This window comes from Coleofasciculus sp. E2-BRE-01 (genome assembly GCF_040221695.1).
Taxonomy (GTDB): Bacteria; Cyanobacteriota; Cyanobacteriia; order Cyanobacteriales; family Coleofasciculaceae; genus Coleofasciculus.
Window position 1 is genome coordinate 43,001 of record NZ_JAVKEA010000068.1, and the last position, 19,972, is coordinate 62,972.

The 19,972-nt window shown below is 44.9% G+C and carries 19 protein-coding genes; 8 read left to right on the plus strand and 11 right to left on the minus strand.

Going from position 1 to position 19,972, the window contains the following annotated elements:
* Window positions 1–29 precede the first annotated feature (29 nt).
* Genes RIG66_RS08485 through RIG66_RS08500 form a run of 4 tightly spaced genes read left to right on the plus strand, consistent with a single transcriptional unit; the run spans window position 30 to window position 3,838 of the window.
* The gene (locus tag RIG66_RS08485; protein ID WP_446377041.1) at window positions 30–983 is read left to right on the plus strand and encodes a glycosyltransferase family 10 domain-containing protein; all 954 of its coding nucleotides are present in this window, start codon (window positions 30–32) and stop codon (window positions 981–983) included.
* Window positions 984–988: 5 nt separating this feature from the next.
* Window positions 989–1,996 (plus strand): Npun_R2821/Npun_R2822 family protein, encoded by a 1,008-nt coding sequence (locus RIG66_RS08490; RefSeq protein ID WP_446377043.1) that lies wholly within the window; start codon window positions 989–991, stop codon window positions 1,994–1,996.
* Window positions 1,997–2,029: 33 nt separating this feature from the next.
* Window positions 2,030–2,944: an Npun_R2821/Npun_R2822 family protein gene (locus RIG66_RS08495; protein WP_446377045.1), complete on the plus strand. Its 915-nt coding sequence runs from the start codon at window positions 2,030–2,032 to the stop codon at window positions 2,942–2,944.
* A 27-nt stretch (window positions 2,945–2,971) separates the two neighbouring features.
* Window positions 2,972–3,838: a sulfotransferase domain-containing protein gene (locus RIG66_RS08500; RefSeq protein WP_446377047.1), complete on the plus strand. Its 867-nt coding sequence runs from the start codon at window positions 2,972–2,974 to the stop codon at window positions 3,836–3,838.
* A 79-nt stretch (window positions 3,839–3,917) separates the two neighbouring features.
* Here the strand turns inward: RIG66_RS08500 and RIG66_RS08505 are convergent, their stop codons facing one another.
* The 3 genes from RIG66_RS08505 to RIG66_RS08515 form a co-directional block, all read right to left on the minus strand.
* Window positions 3,918–4,796, minus strand: a complete 879-nt coding sequence (locus tag RIG66_RS08505; protein ID WP_446377049.1) for a sulfotransferase family protein — start codon at window positions 4,794–4,796, stop codon at window positions 3,918–3,920.
* Window positions 4,797–4,941: 145 nt separating this feature from the next.
* A complete protein-coding gene (locus RIG66_RS08510; protein ID WP_446377051.1) occupies window positions 4,942–5,568 on the minus strand; it encodes a TenA family protein in 627 nt (208 codons plus the stop codon).
* Between the two features lie 9 nt (window positions 5,569–5,577).
* Window positions 5,578–5,718, minus strand: a complete 141-nt coding sequence (locus tag RIG66_RS08515) for a hypothetical protein (protein ID WP_446345504.1) — start codon at window positions 5,716–5,718, stop codon at window positions 5,578–5,580.
* Between the two features lie 206 nt (window positions 5,719–5,924).
* Between RIG66_RS08515 and RIG66_RS08520 the strand changes: the two genes are divergently transcribed.
* Window positions 5,925–6,497 carry a pentapeptide repeat-containing protein gene (locus RIG66_RS08520; protein ID WP_446377053.1) on the plus strand — a complete coding sequence of 191 codons (573 nt, stop codon included), beginning with the start codon at window positions 5,925–5,927 and terminating at the stop codon, window positions 6,495–6,497.
* Window positions 6,498–6,541: 44 nt separating this feature from the next.
* On the plus strand, window positions 6,542–7,075 hold the full coding sequence (locus tag RIG66_RS08525; RefSeq protein WP_446377055.1) for an alpha/beta hydrolase: 534 nt from the start codon (window positions 6,542–6,544) through the stop codon (window positions 7,073–7,075).
* Here RIG66_RS08525 and RIG66_RS08530 read toward each other — a convergent pair.
* The 8 genes from RIG66_RS08530 to RIG66_RS08565 form a co-directional block, all read right to left on the minus strand.
* Window positions 7,072–7,275, minus strand: coding sequence for a hypothetical protein (locus RIG66_RS08530; protein ID WP_446352016.1), 204 nt, complete (start codon window positions 7,273–7,275; stop codon window positions 7,072–7,074). The genes RIG66_RS08525 and RIG66_RS08530 overlap by 4 nt on opposite strands.
* Window positions 7,276–7,482: 207 nt before the next feature.
* Window positions 7,483–8,115 (minus strand): low-complexity tail membrane protein, encoded by a 633-nt coding sequence (locus RIG66_RS08535; RefSeq protein ID WP_446377057.1) that lies wholly within the window; start codon window positions 8,113–8,115, stop codon window positions 7,483–7,485.
* Between the two features lie 64 nt (window positions 8,116–8,179).
* Window positions 8,180–11,203 (minus strand): translation initiation factor IF-2, encoded by a 3,024-nt coding sequence (gene infB, locus RIG66_RS08540; protein WP_446377059.1) that lies wholly within the window; start codon window positions 11,201–11,203, stop codon window positions 8,180–8,182.
* Window positions 11,204–11,613: 410 nt separating this feature from the next.
* Window positions 11,614–11,892: a YlxR family protein gene (locus RIG66_RS08545; RefSeq protein WP_446377061.1), complete on the minus strand. Its 279-nt coding sequence runs from the start codon at window positions 11,890–11,892 to the stop codon at window positions 11,614–11,616.
* A 217-nt stretch (window positions 11,893–12,109) separates the two neighbouring features.
* Window positions 12,110–13,489: a transcription termination factor NusA gene (gene nusA, locus RIG66_RS08550; protein ID WP_446377063.1), complete on the minus strand. Its 1,380-nt coding sequence runs from the start codon at window positions 13,487–13,489 to the stop codon at window positions 12,110–12,112.
* Between the two features lie 86 nt (window positions 13,490–13,575).
* On the minus strand, window positions 13,576–14,037 hold the full coding sequence (gene rimP, locus RIG66_RS08555; protein WP_446377065.1) for a ribosome maturation factor RimP: 462 nt from the start codon (window positions 14,035–14,037) through the stop codon (window positions 13,576–13,578).
* 321 nt (window positions 14,038–14,358) lie between these two features.
* Entirely contained in the window at window positions 14,359–15,876 is a 1,518-nt protein-coding gene (locus RIG66_RS08560; RefSeq protein WP_446377067.1) for a hypothetical protein, read from the minus strand.
* A gap of 401 nt (window positions 15,877–16,277) precedes the next feature.
* A complete protein-coding gene (locus RIG66_RS08565) occupies window positions 16,278–17,549 on the minus strand; it encodes a general stress protein (RefSeq protein WP_446377069.1) in 1,272 nt (423 codons plus the stop codon).
* A 203-nt stretch (window positions 17,550–17,752) separates the two neighbouring features.
* On the opposite strand from RIG66_RS08565, the gene RIG66_RS08570 reads away from it, so the two are divergent.
* Both RIG66_RS08570 and RIG66_RS08575 read left to right on the plus strand, forming a co-directional pair.
* Entirely contained in the window at window positions 17,753–19,393 is a 1,641-nt protein-coding gene (locus RIG66_RS08570) for a sensor histidine kinase (protein ID WP_446377071.1), read from the plus strand.
* Window positions 19,394–19,494: 101 nt separating this feature from the next.
* Window positions 19,495–19,968: a cupredoxin domain-containing protein gene (locus RIG66_RS08575; protein ID WP_446377073.1), complete on the plus strand. Its 474-nt coding sequence runs from the start codon at window positions 19,495–19,497 to the stop codon at window positions 19,966–19,968.
* The last annotated feature ends 4 nt before the right edge of the window (window positions 19,969–19,972 follow it).

The window sequence follows — 19,972 nt, forward strand, 5'->3', positions numbered from 1 at the left end:
AGACTGATACGGTAGACTGACAAAAAAACATGGGCAGAAAAATTGTCGGAATGATTAGTAGTTATCGTGGGCTTAATCAAGCGGACTGGCTATGGGAACAAACACCAAACCCTTGTGGAATCTGGGATAACATCCAAATGCTCTCCCAAGCCCCTGAGCCTGATTTTCTGCTCATGTACCAGTATTCGTTTCCCAAACCTAGTCCCCAACTCCCCTGGTGGAAACGTTTGCTCCAAAAAAAGACCTCAAAACCCGATGTCGCTTCCCAGTTACGCGGCATTCCCAAAGAGCGGATAATCTACTTATTACGAGAACCCCCCCTGGATAAAGTGGTTCACAACCACAAGGCAAACTACGAAGCGGCAAAAAAGTATTGCGGTTATATTTCCGGACCCGATGATTTTGCTCCCACCCCTGATTATATGCCCGCGATTTGGTATCACGCCAATTCCTTCCGAGAATTAAATGAAATGATACCGCCGGAAAAAATACACCCTTGTAGTTGGATCACCTCAGGAATCGATCGCACTCCTGAACATCGTAGACGTTTAGCCTTCTTGAAGTCATTACGAGAGAGTGGGTTTGAGTTTGACCTGTATGGGCGTAGATTACCAGACTGGGCGCAGGCAAAGGGTACCCTGAAAAACAAATGGCATGGCATGGCACCGTACTACTATAATCTGGCGATCGAAAACTATGCTGGGAATGATTGGTATGTCAGCGAAAAACTCTGGGATGCTCTACTCGCCTGGTGTTTACCTGTTTACTACGGCGGTTCGGCGGCGGATAAATTACTGCCACCTGGAAGCTTTTTGCGACTCCCTAGCTTAGATGAGCAGGGCATCGCTTATATTAAAGAAGTAACCTCAACCCCAGATGCTTGGTATGAAGCCAAGGACGCGATCGCTGAAGCCCGTCAGATAATTTTGCATAAATTGAATCTGCTTAACTTCATATCTAACCTAGTGGCAAAACTCAATTAAACCTGATGAAAGAAGGAATTTATACCCTAGCTAACGATGCCGTTTATGATCAACTTGTGGCGTTGCTCAATAGTATTGAAGCCAATGCCGGTTCCGACATACCTGTGTGTGTAATTGCCTATAACAATCAGTTAGATAAAGTCCGACTAGAAGTAGCCAATCGCCAAAATGTGACCTTGCTTGAAGATACTGCCCTGTTCCAACGCTGGGAAGATTTCTCCTATCAGGTATGGAAAACCCATCCCAATGCTTTACAGGTATGGCAGGAGCAAGGAATCACCTCTAAATTCTATCGAGTGGGTGAAAATCACCGCTACTGTGCCTTTGATCCGGACAGTCCATTTGAGCGATTCATCTATCTTGATGCTGACACTTTGGTCATGAATTCGTTAGATTTCATCTTTAAACAGTTAGAGGAGAGTGATTTTGTTGTTTATGACTTTCAATACAAAGATCCGGGACATATTTACAACATAGAATCATCAATTCTATTTCAAGTATTTGATGACGTGAAAATCAAATCAGAAATATTTTGTTCTGGATTTTATGCCTCAAAGCAAAATATGTTTCCCCAAGAGAGACGAGACTGGTTGATCTCGCAGCTAGCTGCAGGAGAAGCCGAGGTACTATACTTGCGAGCGCCTAATCAGTCTGTTTTAAACTACATGAGAATGCGGTCTGATCTCTCCATTCATAATTTTGCATTAACTCTACCAGCTACTCAAAAAACGGGAAATTCTGTCACGTCTTCACATTTTACGAATAGCGACAACATACTATACGATAAAGGTACACGCTTAACGTATCTGCACTACATTGGTGTTTCCTCTAAATTGATCAAGAAAGTTTGTGCAGGTGAAAATTTAGACTTTCCCTATCGTGATATTTTTTTGCATTATCGCTACCTTCATGAACCCGAAAATTGCCCAAAATTCACCACTCGACCCAAACCCTATAATCAACCGCCTAATCTAGCGACTAAAATCTTGAGGAAACTCAAACTAACGCCCTAGATAGTTTAATCAACATAAGTCGAGGAGTTTTCAATGAGTCGTGGAATTTATATTACAGCTAACGATAAAGTCATTGAGCAGACAATTGCTCTGCTCAAAAGTATCCGCTTTCATGATTCAGAGACACCGATTTGCTTAATTCCTTATGATGATAACTATCAAACCATTGCTAAAATTTCACAAGACTCCTATCAGGTAGAAATCTATCAAGACTTAGACTTTATCGAACGTCTATCCAATCAGTTATACGAAATATTTGGCAAAGGATTTTTTGCTCGACCCAATCAATTCCGTAAACAAGCTTGTTGGTTTGGTGCGTTTAATAAATTTATTTATATTGATACAGATATTGTTGTCTTTGACAAAATAATAGAAACAACCGACTATTTAGATAAGTATGATTTTATTTGCTATGACTATCAACATAGCGGTGGAATCAAAAATGTATTTACGCCAAAAGTCATAGAAGACGGTGTATTTAGCGAAAATGATATCCAGGATATGTTCAATGGCGGATTTTGGGGAGCCAAGAGAAATACGATATCGGAAGAAACACTATATCAAACCTTCAGTGAATGTGCATCACATCCGGAATACTTTGATTTTTCCCAAAAAACCTCTGATCAACCTATCATAAACTATATGATCTTGAAGCAGGTTTCCCAGCGATTTAATATCGTGCGCCGCCCCGGTGGTGCGCCAGGAAGTTGGGCGGGTAGCAAACATTTTCAGGTTCAAGATCATCACCTGATTGATCCGAATGTCAATCAACCGCTAGACTATTTACATTGGGCAGGCATTCGCATCCAGCCCGGTTGTCCCTATTGGGATATCTGGAAATATTATCGCTATCTTGGTGAACATATCCCTGATGATGAATCGTTACAAACTCCAACGCAAAAAAATCTATGGCAAAAGCTTAAAGGTAGAATAAATAGAAAACCCTAAGACATTAGAGAGAGGTAATTAGTTACCATGAGATATCCTACTTTCATAGTAGTTGGGGCGCATAAAGCGGCAACAACCTCTATTCATAATTATCTTAAGCAGCATCCTGCCATATATTTAATATCCAATAAAGGCAGTGATCGTTTGAGTCGTAAACCTTACATAAATTCACTTGAAGATGCAGGAGAATATCTTGCTCAATTAGAAGGAGCTACAACTCAAAAAGCTTTGGGTGAGGTTTCCAGTGTTTATCTTCATGGTGATGGTGTGGCTGCCAGGATTCAAAATTTATTTCCTCATGTAAAGATTATTGCCGTATTGCGAAATCCCGCTGAAAGGGCTTATTCTCATATTTTATGGGCTAGGGGAGAATATTTCACACCACAACAAATAAAGGATTTTGATTCAGTTGTTTTATCGAAATTTTTTGAAAAAGAAACATTTCGCAAGCCGGGTTTGTATTATCAAAACCTAAAAAAATATTTTGATTTGTTTGATCGAGCAAAAATACAAATTTTGTTATATGATGATATAGTCCATAAAAAACAAGTATTTTTCAAAGAACTACTTACTTTTATTGGTGTAGATTCAAATTTTGAGTTTGATTTTAAACAACGCTATCATAAAGGCAATCTAAAAATAGATGACTCTTCTAGAAAACTTTTGCAAATTGTCAAATCTCGAAATAATATAAAAAAATTTTTTAAACCTATTTTTAAACCACTTTTACCCCAAATAAAAACGTTTCTAGAAAAAAGTCAGGAAAAACCTCTACCACCTTTATCAGAACGTATCAGGACAGAAATACTCGATTTTTACCATGATGATATCATTCAATTACAGGAACTTACTGGGTTAAATTGTTCCCATTGGTTAAACGGTAAACCCACTTAAATATGAATAGCACAGAAATAATATCAAGTCCGGTGAATCGTCCATAATATAGCAATCTAGGAATATATTCAATATTCATCTATTCCTTGACTTGATTGGGCATAGACAACCAATTAGATAAATCCCTTTCAAGTAAATCTTGAAGCTTAAGGATATCATCTTTATAAATTTCAATTAGTTTCCTTTTTGCTTCTGGAGAAAGCTTAGCTTTGTAAATATTCTTCTTAATCAGTCCTGCTCTAATTTTTTGCCGAAGCTGTAGTGGCATAGCTAATTTCAGAACAGCCGCAACAGAACTCCTTAGTAAATTAGGTTTGGTTAATAGTTGATTTAAAGATTGATTTTTAGGTAGTCCACCCTTTCTTCCTTTTTTACTCATGTCTGGAATAAACTTATCATCTACTTCAATAAATTTAAACAAATCTTGCATAAACGCAATAGGATTTTGGCATAAATCATCGTACAATAAAATTTTAATAGACTGACGATTAAATCTTGTAAAATAAGGAATAATTTCCGAAAAATAAAATCCTCGTTTTACATATTTGTTATCTTCCGAAATAACTTGTTCAAAACTTCTCTTTTCAATTCCCTGACGAACATGCATTTGATAACCAGAAAATGCTCGTTCTGCTGGATCTCGCAATATAGCAAGAATTTTAACTGTCGGTATGTGCTGGTAAATCAACTGGGATGATTCAGGATAGGCATAGTAGTTTGTAGAGATTTCCCCCGTTACACTACCTTTGGGTGCATCTTGAAACAAGGAACAATAGTCTTCAACAGTAGTCACTGCTCCCCAAGGCTTGTGTTTTTCTCGCGTTTTTTCATTAATAAAAAAGAAGGTTTCTTTTTGGGGACACATATAAATTTGGGGATGTTGAGCGAGATAGTTATGTAATGAAGTTGTACCACATTTACCCGCGCCAACAATGATAAAATCAGGGAATCTATTCATAATAGGATAAGAATCTAAAAATAGTTGATTTATCTACAAAATATAAGGTTAATCCTAATCAGCTAACTGAATTGATTTTTTTACTTTGACTGTGAGTGAGATTTAGAATTTTTTTCAATACGCTATCCTAATCACTATTTAGCTGTTAAGAACCAGCTTGCCACGCTGAATCGAAAAAGTCTCGCTCACACAGCATAGCATAGCGATAGCTGGATTTTACAGGGGCTGAGAGTGGGGCGTATTGATCTGTTAACCGCTCTAATTGCTGCGCTAACTGCTCAAAGCCTGGATTACTATACGTGCGAATCCAATCCGTATAGGTGTGTTCTGGAATACCATCCTTGGCTAATTCTTGACCCAAAAAGGCATACAAGCGCATACAGGGCGTCATCGCCACTGTAATTAAACCAATCTCACTTCCCCAAGCTGTTGCCAACAAGAAGTCAGTATAACACCGCGTCGCTATGGCGGGTTCAATTTGGTGCAAGCTGACTTCCCAAGCTGTGGCATAATTCTGATGCAGATGCAGTTCTTCGAGAACACTGCCAGCGAGAGTATGAAACGTGTTAAATCCTTCCCAGTCAGGACATTTAGCGGCGGCTATACTATAAGCGCGAGAAAACGCTTCTAAGAAAAAAGCATCTTGACCAACATAGTAAGCAAATTTCTGGCGATCCAGTGTCCCTGTGGCGATACCTTGGACAAAAGGGTGCGCGAGGCACTCCTGTGCCAAGTCTTGGTTAGATTGCCATAAATCGCTGCTAAGTGTCATAGCGCTTGTTTATTGCCATGGACTCAAATTTTGTTCGGGAAAAGTTGGCAGTTGTAAGACTGAAGGGATCGGTGTTTTGTCAAATCCACCGTCTACTGATAGATACACTGAGAATGTAACCGCGATCGCTAGCAGTAGTCTTTCTAGCATAACCCACTCCTCTGATTGTCGCTCTTGTGAGCTGTCAACTGCCAGTATCTTCTCACTATCTGTGATTTTAATTAAAGGGCGGGTGATGCAAACCGTTAATTTTTGGTGACGATAGTCTAAGCTTTAAGTGATAGGAGTCATAGATTCTAGAGTTTCGGGTTGAGTCATCACAGTTAGCCATCCTAAAAAAAGTCAAAAGTTATGCCATGACATTTAAAGTCTTTCCTCCTCTCATCCTGTTTGCCTCTCTCTGGCTACACCCCTCAGCGCAGGCGTTCAATCCAGCACACCTAGAACAATTGCGACAAACAGGTAGCTGCGTTGAGTGTGATTTGAGTGGGGTACAATTGGCTGATGCTCTCTTGAGCAATACGAATTTGAAGGGGGCTAATCTGGCTGGTGCTAATCTTATCCGTGCTGATTTAAGACGTGCAAATCTGGAGTATGCCAACCTGAGTGGTGCGAGTCTGGTTTCTGCGAATCTTACGGATGCGAAGTTAACTGGAGCTAATCTGATTGTGGCAGCATTAATCGGTGCGAATCTAACTCGTGCGAATCTGGCTGGCGCTGGATTAAGTCTAGCTAAACTAGCGAATACTAATCTAGTTGGTGCCAATTTAAGCCTTGCTGAACTAAGGGCGGCGGATTTAAGTAATGCGAATTTGACCGCTGCTGATTTGAGTGGTGCTGACTTGAGAGAGGCAGACTTGGATAATACTATCCTCAATAACGCTAAACTTAGCTACGCTATTATGCCTGATGGCACTTTATTACCTTAATTTATGAATTGTTAATTGTTGATTGTTCCCTATTCATCATTCAAATGTTTAATTATTTATCAAATTTACGACGTTTTCTGTATAGTGGGATCATTGTCGCTGGCATCTGGTCTTATAGCTTGGCTGCTAACGCCTCAGAATCCGTCGTCTTAAAATATCGTTTTCTGCGAGAGACGATATCGGTTCCCGAACTTTCGACATTTGCCCAAACCGGTGAGTTATCACGTTCTCTACAAGCGTATCTGGATTTGGCTGGGAAGCAACCTGAAGAACTGCAGACGACTTTAACCAAACCCATTGCAGTCAATGGGATTATGTTGTCTCGGATTCTCAACACTCCTGTGGGAGAAGTAATGCTTGATCAAGTGAGTGAGGTGATTCATACTCCGACTAACCGGGCAAATCGCCAGTCTTTGCGATCTGCCTTAGTGATCTCGGCGCTTAATGATAATCAAATCACCCTGATCGAAATCCTGGAAAACTACCCAACCGCCGATGTTCATGTTGAAGGCGATCGCTTAGCGGATATCCTCCAACAGATTACCCGCCTGAGTGAGGGTTTGCCTCAGATTTTTTAATAAGCCAGAGTCTCTAGGGTATCCCGCAAATACCGACGCACCCGATGCTCCAAGCTGCGATCTTGAAGGTGATGGGCGGCGGGATGCTCCATCTGCCAGCGTTGAAATCCAGAACTGGCTGCGATCGCTTCTTTGAGATTGTCCCAAACTGGACTATCTGGGGAAATTTGGTTGGATTCGGATACAGTTGTGCTTTTCATATACCTTTATCGTGTTCTAAACAAAATGAGTCAGTAGCAATTCTTAACTGTTATTTTTATTTTTTAACCTTATTTTCAGAATAACGGAGCTGCGTTGTTTAAATTGTTACATTTGCAACAACTGATTGCCAACCTACCCAAATTTTTGGGACATCGGTCAAGAAACCGGGTTTCTGGGGGTGAAAGGTTGATATAGAGTTGTCATCCTCAATCCACTTGTTCAGGGGACGATTCAGCCGAGGAAGACTCTGGGGCGATCGCAGGTAAAATTTGTTTGACCCGAAACCCTGGTACTGTAAAGTTTTCCGGTATTTTTTCGACGGGATAAGGTTGAGTTGCTGCCCACTCCGTCTCGCTCGTGAATATAACTTGAACCACACTCAAAGGCACCTGCAAAAATAAGTGGCTTGCCAGAAACCCAACTCCTGCCAAAGCCAATCCAGCGATGTGCCATTGAACTGTCCAGGGAACGACCCCTGCAGCTAAAGGAGCGATGCTATAAATTTGCCACAGTACCCATACCATAAAACCTGCTGCCATAATCGTTAGCAGCGGGTTGGTTTTCCGGTCAAATAAGCTCAACAGTCGCCGCTGGGATTCCGTTAAGCGATCGGGTTTCAGAGCCACCACGAGCAGACTAAAAATGTCAAAGGGGCGGGTCAATTGCATCCACAAAACTGGTGCGATGCCGATAACTGCCACAATTAAGAGTTCTAGCCAGATAGGTAACAGGGGTTCACCCGTTGCCAGTCCTAGCGCGACAACCCCTAACGTTAGGGGCAGTGCGGCTAAACCCGCTAAATGTATCCACAAGAACGGTTCAGACCAAAAAGAACGCATTGGGTTGTCCTTTATCTTTTGTCATTAGTCCTTAGTCATTAACCAAGGACTAATCACATATCATCTAAGTCGCTGATAGAGTCCGGCGCTTGCTCACCATCTTATAGGTTTCGATGATGTCACCTTCAGTCCAATCATTGAATCTATCAATACGAATACCGCATTCAAATCCGGCATTGACCTCTTTGACATCATCCTTCATCCGCTTCAGCGAATCAAGCACTCCTTCGTAGATCATTTGACCCCGACGTTGCACTCGGATCTTGCAGTTCCGCACTGCTTTGCCTGACTGCACGTAGCAACCTGCCACCGCACCACGACCGACGGGGAAGACAGCTCGGACTTCCACTTGACCTAAGGGTTCTTCCACCAATTCTGGCTCCAGTAACCCTTCCATCGCCGCTTGAATGTCATCCAAGAGATTATAGATGATGTTGTATTCGCGCACATCAACACTCTCTTGTTCAGCAGCAGAACGAGCGCCGTGAGCCAAAGTGGTATTAAAGCCAATGATTACCGCACCACTAGCCGCCGCTAAGTCAACATCGGTTTCGGTGACTTCTCCAGCCGTCGCTAATAGGACTCGGATTTGAACTTCATTTTGGGGTAACTGTTTGAGTGAACCCAGAATGGCTTCAACCGAACCTTGTACATCTGCCTTCAGGATCAAGTTGAGTTCTTTGAGTTCCCCTTCTTGAGCTTTGGCAGAGAGGCTATTCAGGCTGACTCGACGGGACGACATCACCTGTTGCAGACGAGATTCTCGCTGTTCTTGGCTTCTCGTATCCGCAACGGCGCGAGCTTCTTTTTCTTGTTCAAATACGTCAAACTCATCACCAGCAGCCGGGACATCGCTTAAACCCAATACCTCTACGGCAAAGGAGGGTGCTGCCTCGTCTACTCGTTTGCCTCGGTCATCGATCATGGCTCGTACTTTACCGAAGACCGATCCTGCAACTAGAGTATCACCCACCCGCAGCGTGCCATTTTGCACCAACAATGTGGCAACTGGACCTCTTGATTTATCCAGGTTGGCTTCAATAACCGTACCTTTGGCTACTCGGGCGGGGTTAGCGGAGAGTTCTTCAATGTCAGAAACGAGCAGGATCATTTCCAGGAGCGTATCCAAGTTTTCTTTTTGGATCGCACTCACTGGCACCATGATCGTGTCACCGCCCCATTCTTCTGGGACTAATCCATGTTCCATTAACTCCTGCTTCACTCGGTCAGGTTGTGCCCCTTCCTTATCGATTTTGTTAACGGCAACCACAATCGGCACCTCTGCGGCTTTAGCATGGCTGATCGCTTCTCGGGTTTGCGGTTGCACCCCATCATCGGCAGCGACGACCAAAATAGCAATATCGGTCACTCGCGCTCCCCGCGCCCGCATCGCGGTAAAGGCTTCGTGACCTGGAGTATCCAGAAAGACCACCTGTTGGACTTTATCTTCATGCTCCACATCGACATGGTAAGCACCGATGTGCTGGGTAATTCCTCCCGCTTCGCCTTGTGCCACTTTGGTTTCGCGAATGGCATCCAGCAGCGTAGTTTTACCGTGATCGACGTGACCCATGATTGTGACTACAGGTGGACGTCGAACCAGGTATTCCAAGTCAGCCGCATCCAGCATTTCGGTTTTAGCGGCTTCTGATTCAGCTTCTTCTGTCTGAACATCAACGCCAAGTTCTTCAGCAACCATTTGAGCGGTGTGCAGATCCAGGGTTTGGGTGATATTCACTGCCAGTCCCTTGAAGAATAGCTGCTTAATCACTTCTGTTTCGGCAAGGTTCAGCTTATTCGCCAGTTCTCGAACGGTTAGCGAATCGTTTAAGACAATTTGCTCAGGACGTTCAGCGACTTCTTGCTTTTCACGACGGCGATCGCGACTTTCTGGTTTACTGCCGGTTTTAACTTCTGGCTTTTTCCTAACCTGACTGGCTGCCGTTGGTGGGGGAGTCTGTCCCGTTTGAGATTTAGGTTTAGGAGGACGAGCGACCGACATACTGACTGCCGCAGGGGTGTCAGCTGTTTGGTAGTCACCATCAAACTCTTCCTCATCTTCTTCGATCAGTTTAGGTCGCCGCTTGAGCTTAGCCGCTTTTCCGGGTTTAGCTCCTTCCCGATCTTCTTCTTCATCAATCCATTCACGTTTCTTCGACTGACGTGGCGGCGTGGGTCGTTTGGCTTTAAGATTTTTAAGTTCCGGCGGTTCCAGAAGGGTTTCTACGCCCTCCTCAACCTCCTCCTGCTTCTGTTCCTGAGAATCCGAATCGATAGCCGCCACTTCAGGACTCTCACCCGGACGAGTCGGTCGGGAGCGTTTGGGGGGAGATTGAAGTTTAGGAACAGGCTGAGCCGGAGGTTTCGGATGAGCTGGGGCGGGAGATTTAGCCGGAGTTTGAACCGGAGTTGGCGGTTCAGGAGAACTCGTCGATTCAGGCGGCTGAGAACGGTCATCCGACTCTGATGGAGTCTCGTCCGATCGCTCGCGCTTCAATTTCGGTCGTTCGACCTGGGTGGGTTGACTGGGTTTCGGTGACGCTGGTCGAACGGGGGGTTGGATAAGTTTGGGTTTGGCTTCCACTTCAGCTTTAGTATCGTTCTCCTGTGACCCTTGAGATGGAGTTGGTGTTTCTGTTTCTGTTTCTGACTCAGAATCGTCCTCCTGCAAATTCACTGGTGTCGTCGGTCGATTAAGCTGGGCGGGTGGACGCGGTGGATTCACAGTCGGCTTGACGGGGGGTTGAGAAGACTTTGACCCAGATTCTGATCCCTGGGAAGAGCTAAAACTGGAACGAGGCTTAGGTTTAACGCTCAAAATTTGCTGTTTGCGCTGATTATTATTGTTAGAGCGTCCATCTGCATGGTTAGCAGATGCTGAGGTTGTTTGGTCACGACCTTTGAGGCTAGTGATCCCCTCAGCATATTTTTCCGCCGCCGCTCTGATTCGCTCAGCTTCAGATTCTGTAATCGTGCTACTGTGACTTTTGACTGCAATATGAAGTCCTTCGCAAATATTCAAAATGTCCTTGTTGTCCAAATTCAATTCCCGTGATAATTCGTAAATTCTGACTTTGCCGTTGTTCATCCACTATTCCCCCGTCGTACATATTGTTACACCATAACTAAATGATTGAAAGCGTGCGTGGTCATTGGTTTCCGTGCCGGATTGGCTTAAATCAATAAGGTGTCTTTAAGAGTCTACTCGATAACTCACCAATAACTCATGTTACACAGGCGATCATTGATTGACTGTAAGCCAGTTGGATATCTCTACACTCTTAATCAGAGCCTGGATAGTTAACTTACACAAATCTTAACAAAACTAGATAGATTTTCTAGATCCCTAGATCCTCAGTCTCTTCCTCAGGTAGGAGTTGTTAACTTGATCAGGGTCAGACTCACCTCCGAACACCATTAGTAATGGTACTCCTTTACCATCCTAGCGATTGCTTAGGTTCATTGAGAGCCTTGCTGGAGTTTTTTGGATGCATTGGCTCAATCGCTGCTGCGTTGGATGCTCCAGGGACAAGGCTCTAAACGTTGCCATAATCGTTGATAAATTTCGTCGGGAACCGATGCCCTCAGCGCTCGTCCCAATCGATTTTTTTTCTGAGCAGCCGCCAGACAACTCGCTTGAGGACAGATATAAGCCGAACGTCCCATGCCCTGATCTAATTTTACCTGTCGCGATGGATGGATTCGCACAACTCGCCATAATACTTGTTTTTGAGCCACTCGGCGACAACTTAGGCAACGTCGGTAATTGGGTTCCATAAGATTCGGACAATGATTTTGGTGTAGGCTCCCATGAGTTTGCTGTTCACGGCATAACCTATCTCGGTAAACGAGGTGAGGACAGTGAGGAGGGTGTCTTGAGCAACGGCGTACACCAGCCTCCATGAAAATCTCTCCCCGTTCCCTCTTGATCAAGTTAGGTGCAAGAGTTCAACGCCCTTAAGGAATCTACCACCTTACTTTGATCCTCCTAAGATTAGGACAAAATATCCTCCTCTTCCTCGTCTTCAGCAAATTCTTCCTCGTCTTCAGCAAATTCCTCCTCGTCTTCAGCAAATTCCTCCTCGGCTAGAGATTGAGGATTTGTCACCTTTGCCTCTAACTCGGCTGGTGAGGAAGTTTCTCTCTCTAGTTGCTCCTCATCCTCTTCTTCATCAGCGAGTTCGGCTTCCCTCTGTGCGATCACGGCTTGTAACTCCTGCATTTTCTGGTGTTCAGCTTCGTAGTCGTACTTGGCGATATCTTTAATATCAATCTTCCAACCTGTGAGACGAGCTGCTAGGCGAACATTCTGTCCCTCTTTGCCAATAGCTAAACTTAGCTGATCTTCCGCGACCAAAATGTGAGCCTGACGCCCTTCTGGATTCACCAATAAGACTTCCTCTACTCGTGCGGGACTCAGAGCATTAGCTATATAGGTAGCGGGATCAGGGGACCAGCGAATCACATCTATTTTTTCGCCACGCAATTCATTAACGACCACTTGAATGCGCGATCCCCTAGCGCCGATACAAGCCCCAACGGGATCAACATCCCGCTCTAGGGTATCCACGGCAATTTTAGTCCGAGGTCCGACATGACGCGACGGTGGATTAGCTTCTCGCGCCACCGCCACAATTCGCACGACTTCATCTTCGATTTCTGGGACTTCATTGGCAAATAGATAGACCACTAAACCAGCCGAAGCTCGCGAAACCACAAGCTGGGGTCCACGGTGAGGACCTTCACGCACTTTTTTGAGAAAAACCTTAAAGGTACTGCCAATGCGATAGGTATCGTTGGGTAATTGTTCGCGCTTGGGCAGTTCAGCTTCCACTTCCGGCTGACCAAAGCCACTGCTAATCGCCATGATCACCGATTGCCGCTCAAATCGTAGCACTCTGGCTTGGAGAACCGTTCCTTCTAACTCTTCAAATTCTTCTTGGATCAACTTGCGCTGTTGATCCCGTAGTTTTTGGGAGAGTACCTGCTTGGTTTGAATAGCTGCCATTCGACCAAAATCACGTTGATCTGGGGTAACATCCAGAACCACCGAGTCACCTAATTGTGCCTCTGATGCGACTTCTTGAACTTCTTTGAGGGAAATATGATGATCGGTGTTGCCAACTTCCTCAACAATGGTTTTGGTACAAAGAATGCGGAATCCTTCTTCTTCGATATCTAAATCGACTTCAAAGTTGTTAAAGTACTCATCATCAAAATGAGGTCGCTCCATGCGTTGCGCTCGACGATAGCGCTCATAGCCTTTGATCAGTGCTTCTCTCAGTGCCTGTTGAACTGCTGATTTAGGTAAATTATGGCTTTGAGAGATCTCTTCGATCATCTTTTTTAGTCCCGGCAGATTAACGATAGACATAGGCAAATCTCCATAAACTGTTTATTAGGGGTCGTGAACAACAGAACCCATGCTCAATGACTAAATTCCATAAGATCTAAACAGGTTTAACCCTGCTCATCGAACTGTACTTTAGTCACTTGATCGCGAGGAATGGCGATCGCCCGTCCTTTTTGGTTGATATATACACGGGTATCATCCCGGCGAATTAATTTCCCTCGCCATTCTTTATGTCCTTGGTCAGGTTCAGTGGTGTTGACCACCACGGAAAATCCTTTAAATGCGATGAAGTCTCGGTCTGTCGTTAGCTCTTGCGAGATCCCAGGACTAGAAATTTCCAAAACGTAGGCATCTGGAATCAGATCCACGGCATCTAATTCAGCTTCTAAAGCCCGACTCATGCGTTCACAGTCATCTAAACCCGTATCGCCGTCGCGGTTGCGGATATCTACCCGAAGTACAGGGGGACGTCTGTTCGTGTGAAACACCGCCCCAACCAACTCCAATCCCAATTTTTCGGCTACTGGGGTTGCCAAATCGATTAGTTGTGGAATCAGGGGATGAGTCATAGAAAAACTTCAACAAAAAAAGTGGGTTCAACCCACCTCCAGGTAAAATTTCTGCCAAGAAGCTTAGCGACGATTGACACAATCTCTACCCTGCTTGTGTACTTGGGAATCGTTTTATAGCTTCCCCAGACTCCGACATCAGGATAGAGTAACTTCCGTTGCTATGTTAGAGTTTAGCGCAATCTTTGCAGGTTGTGGGATCAGGTGACCACAAGCAAAGGGGGGTTACGCTGGAGTATTGACCCTTCACGACCTTCGAGGGCATAGTTTTAAGTTAACCTCTACCTCCCTCATCTCCCTTATCTCCCTCATCTTTATCAACTACACCTGTCGCTTTTGACGAATTGCCCGGGTTTGGTCAAGAATGTCCTCTAAGTCCTCTTGGGACAAACGTTCGACGTAATTAACTTTGACTTCCTCTAAGAAGGCGTTGAGCAAGTATTGAATTTCATCTAAGGTTTTCTGGGTCTGCATTTGAGAGCCATAAGCTTCGCCCAGATGACTAATTAAGCGTTGCAGAATTTGATCCCCGACTGGATCATCTGCGATCGCGGCGTCTAATCCATTGTAAAGCGCTTGGGTAATTTGGTGTACCAGTCGTTCGGTTAACTGATTGCGAATTGTTTCTACACCTGGTACTTTCTCTAGTCCCTGATAGGCTTGAGACTGATTCAAAATTTTGTCCACGTTATGCCGTAGCAAGTCTTCTAAATCGGTACGGATAGCAGGAAGAACTTGCTCAACAGTCATCTGCACCATAATCTTAGTCAGTGCTGCGACTTCGTCGGTTTCGTTGAGATCGATGTAGGGGCGAACTTCCCGTTGCTGAAGAAAATTGGCTATTTCCCCTTGGCGAATGGAAGATTGGAGTTCGTTAATAATCTGAATCACTACCACTTGGGTCATGTCGCCAGCGATTTCAGCCACAAATCCTTCACGCGCTTGTTTTTGAATTGCACTCAAATCGATTAACCTTGCCTGATCCAGCCGAATCGTCACCGGGATGATCCGCAGCCAGCGCCACAGAGGAATCAACAGAAAGATATCATACCAACGCCATAACATAGCATCCAGCCAACTGACCCCCTGGCGACGGCGACTGATTAACCAAGTACGTGCCAAAAAGTCTGTCAAAAACGCTAGAAAAAAAAAGGAATCGATGAATCCAAAATAATCGACAAAATCCCCTGTTTCTCCAATAGGACGGTAGTAGTTCGCTGCCATAAGAGGACGAATCTCATCATTAAAAAATTGGAGTTCATCCTCGGGTTCTCTAGCGGTTAAGTTTTCTAAACTCCAAAACTGTCTAAATGATTCTTTCGCTGAATCCTCTTCAGTGGCAATATGCTCTCGCATCTTATTCTTGATTTTTTCCAGATCTCCCGTCTTATCAGCGAGTTGGAAGGGATTTGTCTCAATCATTTCTACGCTGCGTTGGCGCAGATCTTCCAGGATTTGGGCAACTTCAGGAGATTGTAAGCTTCTCAGTTTAGTTCTTAAGTTGGTTGCATCAATCTCTGCTTCTAGTTCATTAACTTTTTCCAAATATTGATCTGTGTCTCGGTAGGGTTCAATACCTTTAATTGGGTCATACCACTGTGTAATCGGAGGTAGAGGAACCTCTAAGGGCAAACCGGGAAAACTAACCGGGCCGATGTCAAAACTAAATAACTGGACTTCCCCATGTAGCCAAAAATCTCGCAGAGGCAGGTAGGTCAAGTCAAATAAGACTAAGAAGTAGTTGAACGAAGCCAAAAGCGCCATCACACGTTCAAACCAAAGGGCGCGACGGACTTTACGTTTACTTTTGCTTGGGGTAAGTCTTTGAATGGATGACATATTTTTTCAGGCTAGATCAGCGCCAAGTTTGGCTATAAATAATCAGTCTTTATCGTCAAACTGGGACTGAGCAGAAGGGATTCAGTTAAAGTGCTTACTAGAACTATCAATCCTATGAGTGATAGGGTTCACTGTCAAACTAGGTTAGCGGGGCGGTTGTAGACGATCTAAACGATACATGTAGTCGCGGGAGGGCTTTCCGAGACTTAAAACGGACAAAAACGGACAGGGAGCGCGGTTAAGACTCGCTTTGAGGCAGTGTGTGTAGAGCTGTCAACCTCCCAAAAGCGACCACCCCTAAAAAGGTGGCGTGGTGAGGATGTCAAGCACCATTGTAGAGACGTTGCATGCAACGTCTCTACATAAATGATGTGTCCTAACAGCTATGGCGGTTGCTATAACTATGGAAAGACACGACCGGGATGAGTCATGGGGGCGCTGGGATTGTTGTAGATATCCCATTCCTCAATACCCCGATCGCGCAGAATGGTTTCGGCTTGCTGAATTTGCTCATCCGTTCCCTGAACCAACACCAGATAATCCCCATGAGACAGGCGATCGCTATATTTTTTGGCTTGCTCTTCGGGAACGCCTAAGTTCGCAAGTATACCGACCAAACCACCAGCAGCCGCACCAATAGCTCCTCCGCCTAATGCAGACGCGATCGCGGCGGCTTCGCCTCCAACAAATACCACGGGACCCACACCAGGAACCGCTACGGTGACTAACCCAACCAGTAATCCGGTTAATCCGCCCAAGACACCCCCAGCTACAGTCCCTGTGGCTGCATCTTTGGCTTTTTCATGACTCACGGGATCGGTGACTCTCACCCCAGACACCTGATCGGGATGTTCGGCGTCTTTGACAATCACTGAAACGAGGTTCATGTCAAATCCAGCCGCTTTTAACCCATCGAGAGCCTTTTTTAAATTTTGCTCATAAGAAAAGACACCAATCGCTCGCTGATTTTGCCTTACAGGTGTTGGTTCTGTTGGTGGTGGAGTAACCGAAGTTACACCCGTCGGCGTTGCACCCAAAGGTTCACCAAAGGGTCCTGTGTACGCCGCGCCAAGGGGTGTAGGAGATCCCACTGGAGCCGCCGTTGGGTGAGTGTAGCCGGGAGCGGGAGTATTCACCTCAGGACGGTTATAACTTCTCCACTCTTGAATTCCTTGAGGTTTCAGGATAGAAGCCGCACGGCTGATTTCCTCTGATGTGCCATCCACTAGGATTAAATAATGTCCTTTTTCTAAGCGATCTTGGTAAAGTTTAGCTTCGGCTTCGGGAACTTCCAAGCCAAGTAACGCCCCAAATAAGCCGCCAGCCGCGCTACCAACCGCCCCACCCAAGAGCGTATTACCAATCACCGAAGCCGCTGCACCGCCGACTAAAATGGGTCCAACTCCAGGAAGCGCGATCGCACCCAATGTACCAATTAAACCGACGATACCTCCTGTCACTCCCCCCGCAACTGCACCAGCCGCCGCACCTTCACCCGCTTCATTTTCGGTATCGTCTTGCACTTGAACACCAGCAATTTGCTCCTCATCCCGGGCAATGACTGATACTTGGTTCATGGGAAAATTGGCATCTCTCAGATGTTTTAGAGCATCTTCGGTAGCTTGTCGTGTCGGAAAGACCCCCACACCGCGTTGATATTGACCTAATGTCATAGTATCCGCCTCCATCTATCTATAGGTTTTCACCCTGATACCCCTATTTCTACATTTCTCTGGCAGACATTCATCAATCGTGCGAGATAACCATTCCACGGAAATTGCGACTCAGGGGTTCGGTTCTACGACCCCAGAGAGATGACGACTGCCAGTATCCTCATAGATAGACAAGTAGAATTGGCAGTTCATGGGGATAGATAGTGGTGCAAAAGTGGTTGTTACCAAACATCAGCGAAGTTTTAGCTCAGAATACGCAGATTGGAAAGCACAATCCGGTCGAATCGCAGGTTGAATCGACAACGGTTGTCATGGATAAGGGACAGCGCAGTGCGGCGAGTCAGCGGATGAGAGACGAAAGGAGATCGCAGCGAGAATGGCAAAGTGCGATCGCGTCTCTGGAACAGTTACTCTTACAAGTCCTTTGCCAACAGGATCAAGGCGACAACTCAGCATCTCTAAATGGGTTAGTTTTAGCCGGTCCTGCACCTGTTTTAAGCCACTCTGATCTGCTTTCTCATTTTCAAACGGGGGTATTTACCACTGAAACAGTAAACCCCTGGAGTTTTATGCCCTTTCAATTGCCTCCAGCTCAACCAGAAAAAGCTCAAGGTACGGTTAATACGACGTATGAACTCCGTTTATTTCCGGCTGACTCATTAACTGAGGAGCAGTTTTGCTTAGTCTTCAACCGTGGCTTTAGTTTAGTTATGGCGGCGGGAGACGATCCCAATGGTGTACCTGGATTTCGCTTCTCCTTTGATCCAGAGGATGTGCAAAAAGCTTGGGCGTCTCTTTATCCTCGATTATTATTAGCCAATCCCCATCAACTGAGTTATTTAGATACATTAGTTAAGCAGTTTGCGCCTCAGCCTCCCGATTATAAAATTGTTATGCAATTTGGGCGTCAGTTGCTGCAAAATATGCCGGAATATTCTGTAGAAACGCAGAATGAAACCATAGCAGTAACACCAATTAATTCAGTTACTCAAGTCTCTACAGATCCGGCGTACAGTGAGACAATTGAAGACCGGGATTGGCAACCCTTAGCCAAGTCAGAAACCCGGGTTAATCATCGAGTGTCCCAACTCCGTGAATCCGCCCCGGATGTGGAACTTCTGCAAGCTTTAACTCATGAAGTTCGCACACCCCTAACGACGATTCGCACGTTAACTAAATTATTATTAAAACGTAAAGATCTAGCACCAGAAGTGATTCGGCGTCTGGAAATCATAGATCATGAATGTACAGAACAGATTAACCGCATGGAGTTAATTTTTAGAGCCGTTGAATTAGAAACAAAAGCGGTGAAAGAAACCCCGGTTAATCTCACATCAATGTCATTGGCTCAAATTTTCCAGACTAGTATTCCCCACTGGCAAAAGCAGGCACAGCGGCGTAATGTCAGCTTAGATGTCGTATTGCCGCAAAATCTGCCCACGGTGGTGAGTAATCCTTCGATGTTAGATCAGGTGTTGACGGGTTTAGTGGAGAATTTTACCCGTACCTTACCCGCCGGCGGTCATATTCAGGTGCAGGTCACTCCCGCTGGAGACCAGTTAAAATTGCAATTTCAGTCCCAGCCTAACCCAGACAATTCAGGTAATTTGGATAAGTTTGGACAGTCAACCTGTCAGACGTTAAAGTCAATTGGTCAGTTATTAATGTTTCAGCCAGAAACAGGCAGTCTTAGTTTGAATCTCAACGTGACCAAGCATTTGTTCCAAGCCTTGGGCGGTAAACTAATTGTGCGTCAGCGACCGCAAACTGGGGAAGTGATGACAATATTTTTGCCTTTGGAAGTTAGGAATAATAGCAGTAATCAAGAGGGAATATTGGTGTAGCAGTCTCACCAACAGCTAGGGGTTTGGTTAAACCCCTGGCTAATGGCAAATGACGAATACATAAAATAGATGTGATCCAAATAGTGCAATATCTGAATACTATGATGCTCAAAAAACTATCCTTAAATCACCCCTGGCAAAATCAATGGCTTCGCCGATGCTTAACCGCAATCATTGGACTAATTCTAGGAATTAACCTAGTATGCTTCCCAGCGATCGCGGCGACTCCAGCCATAGAGGTTAACGTGAGTTTAGGCAATTCAGCCGATGAATTAAAGTTCTTCCCTAACCAATTTGAGTTTGTCGCAGGTAAACGCTATAAACTGTTGCTGGATAATCCTAGTCCCCAAAAGCACTACTTTACCGCCAAAGACTTTGCTGATGCGAGTTGGACTCAAAAAGTTGAAGCCGCCAAAGTCGAAGTTAAAGGAGCAATCCATGAACTGGAACTGAAACCCGGTGGCGAGGCTGAGTGGGTATTTGTGCCAATGAAACCCGGAACCTACGAACTTCATTGTTCAATTCCTGGACATACAGAAGCAGGTATGGTAGGAGAAATTACCATAAAACCTTAATAAC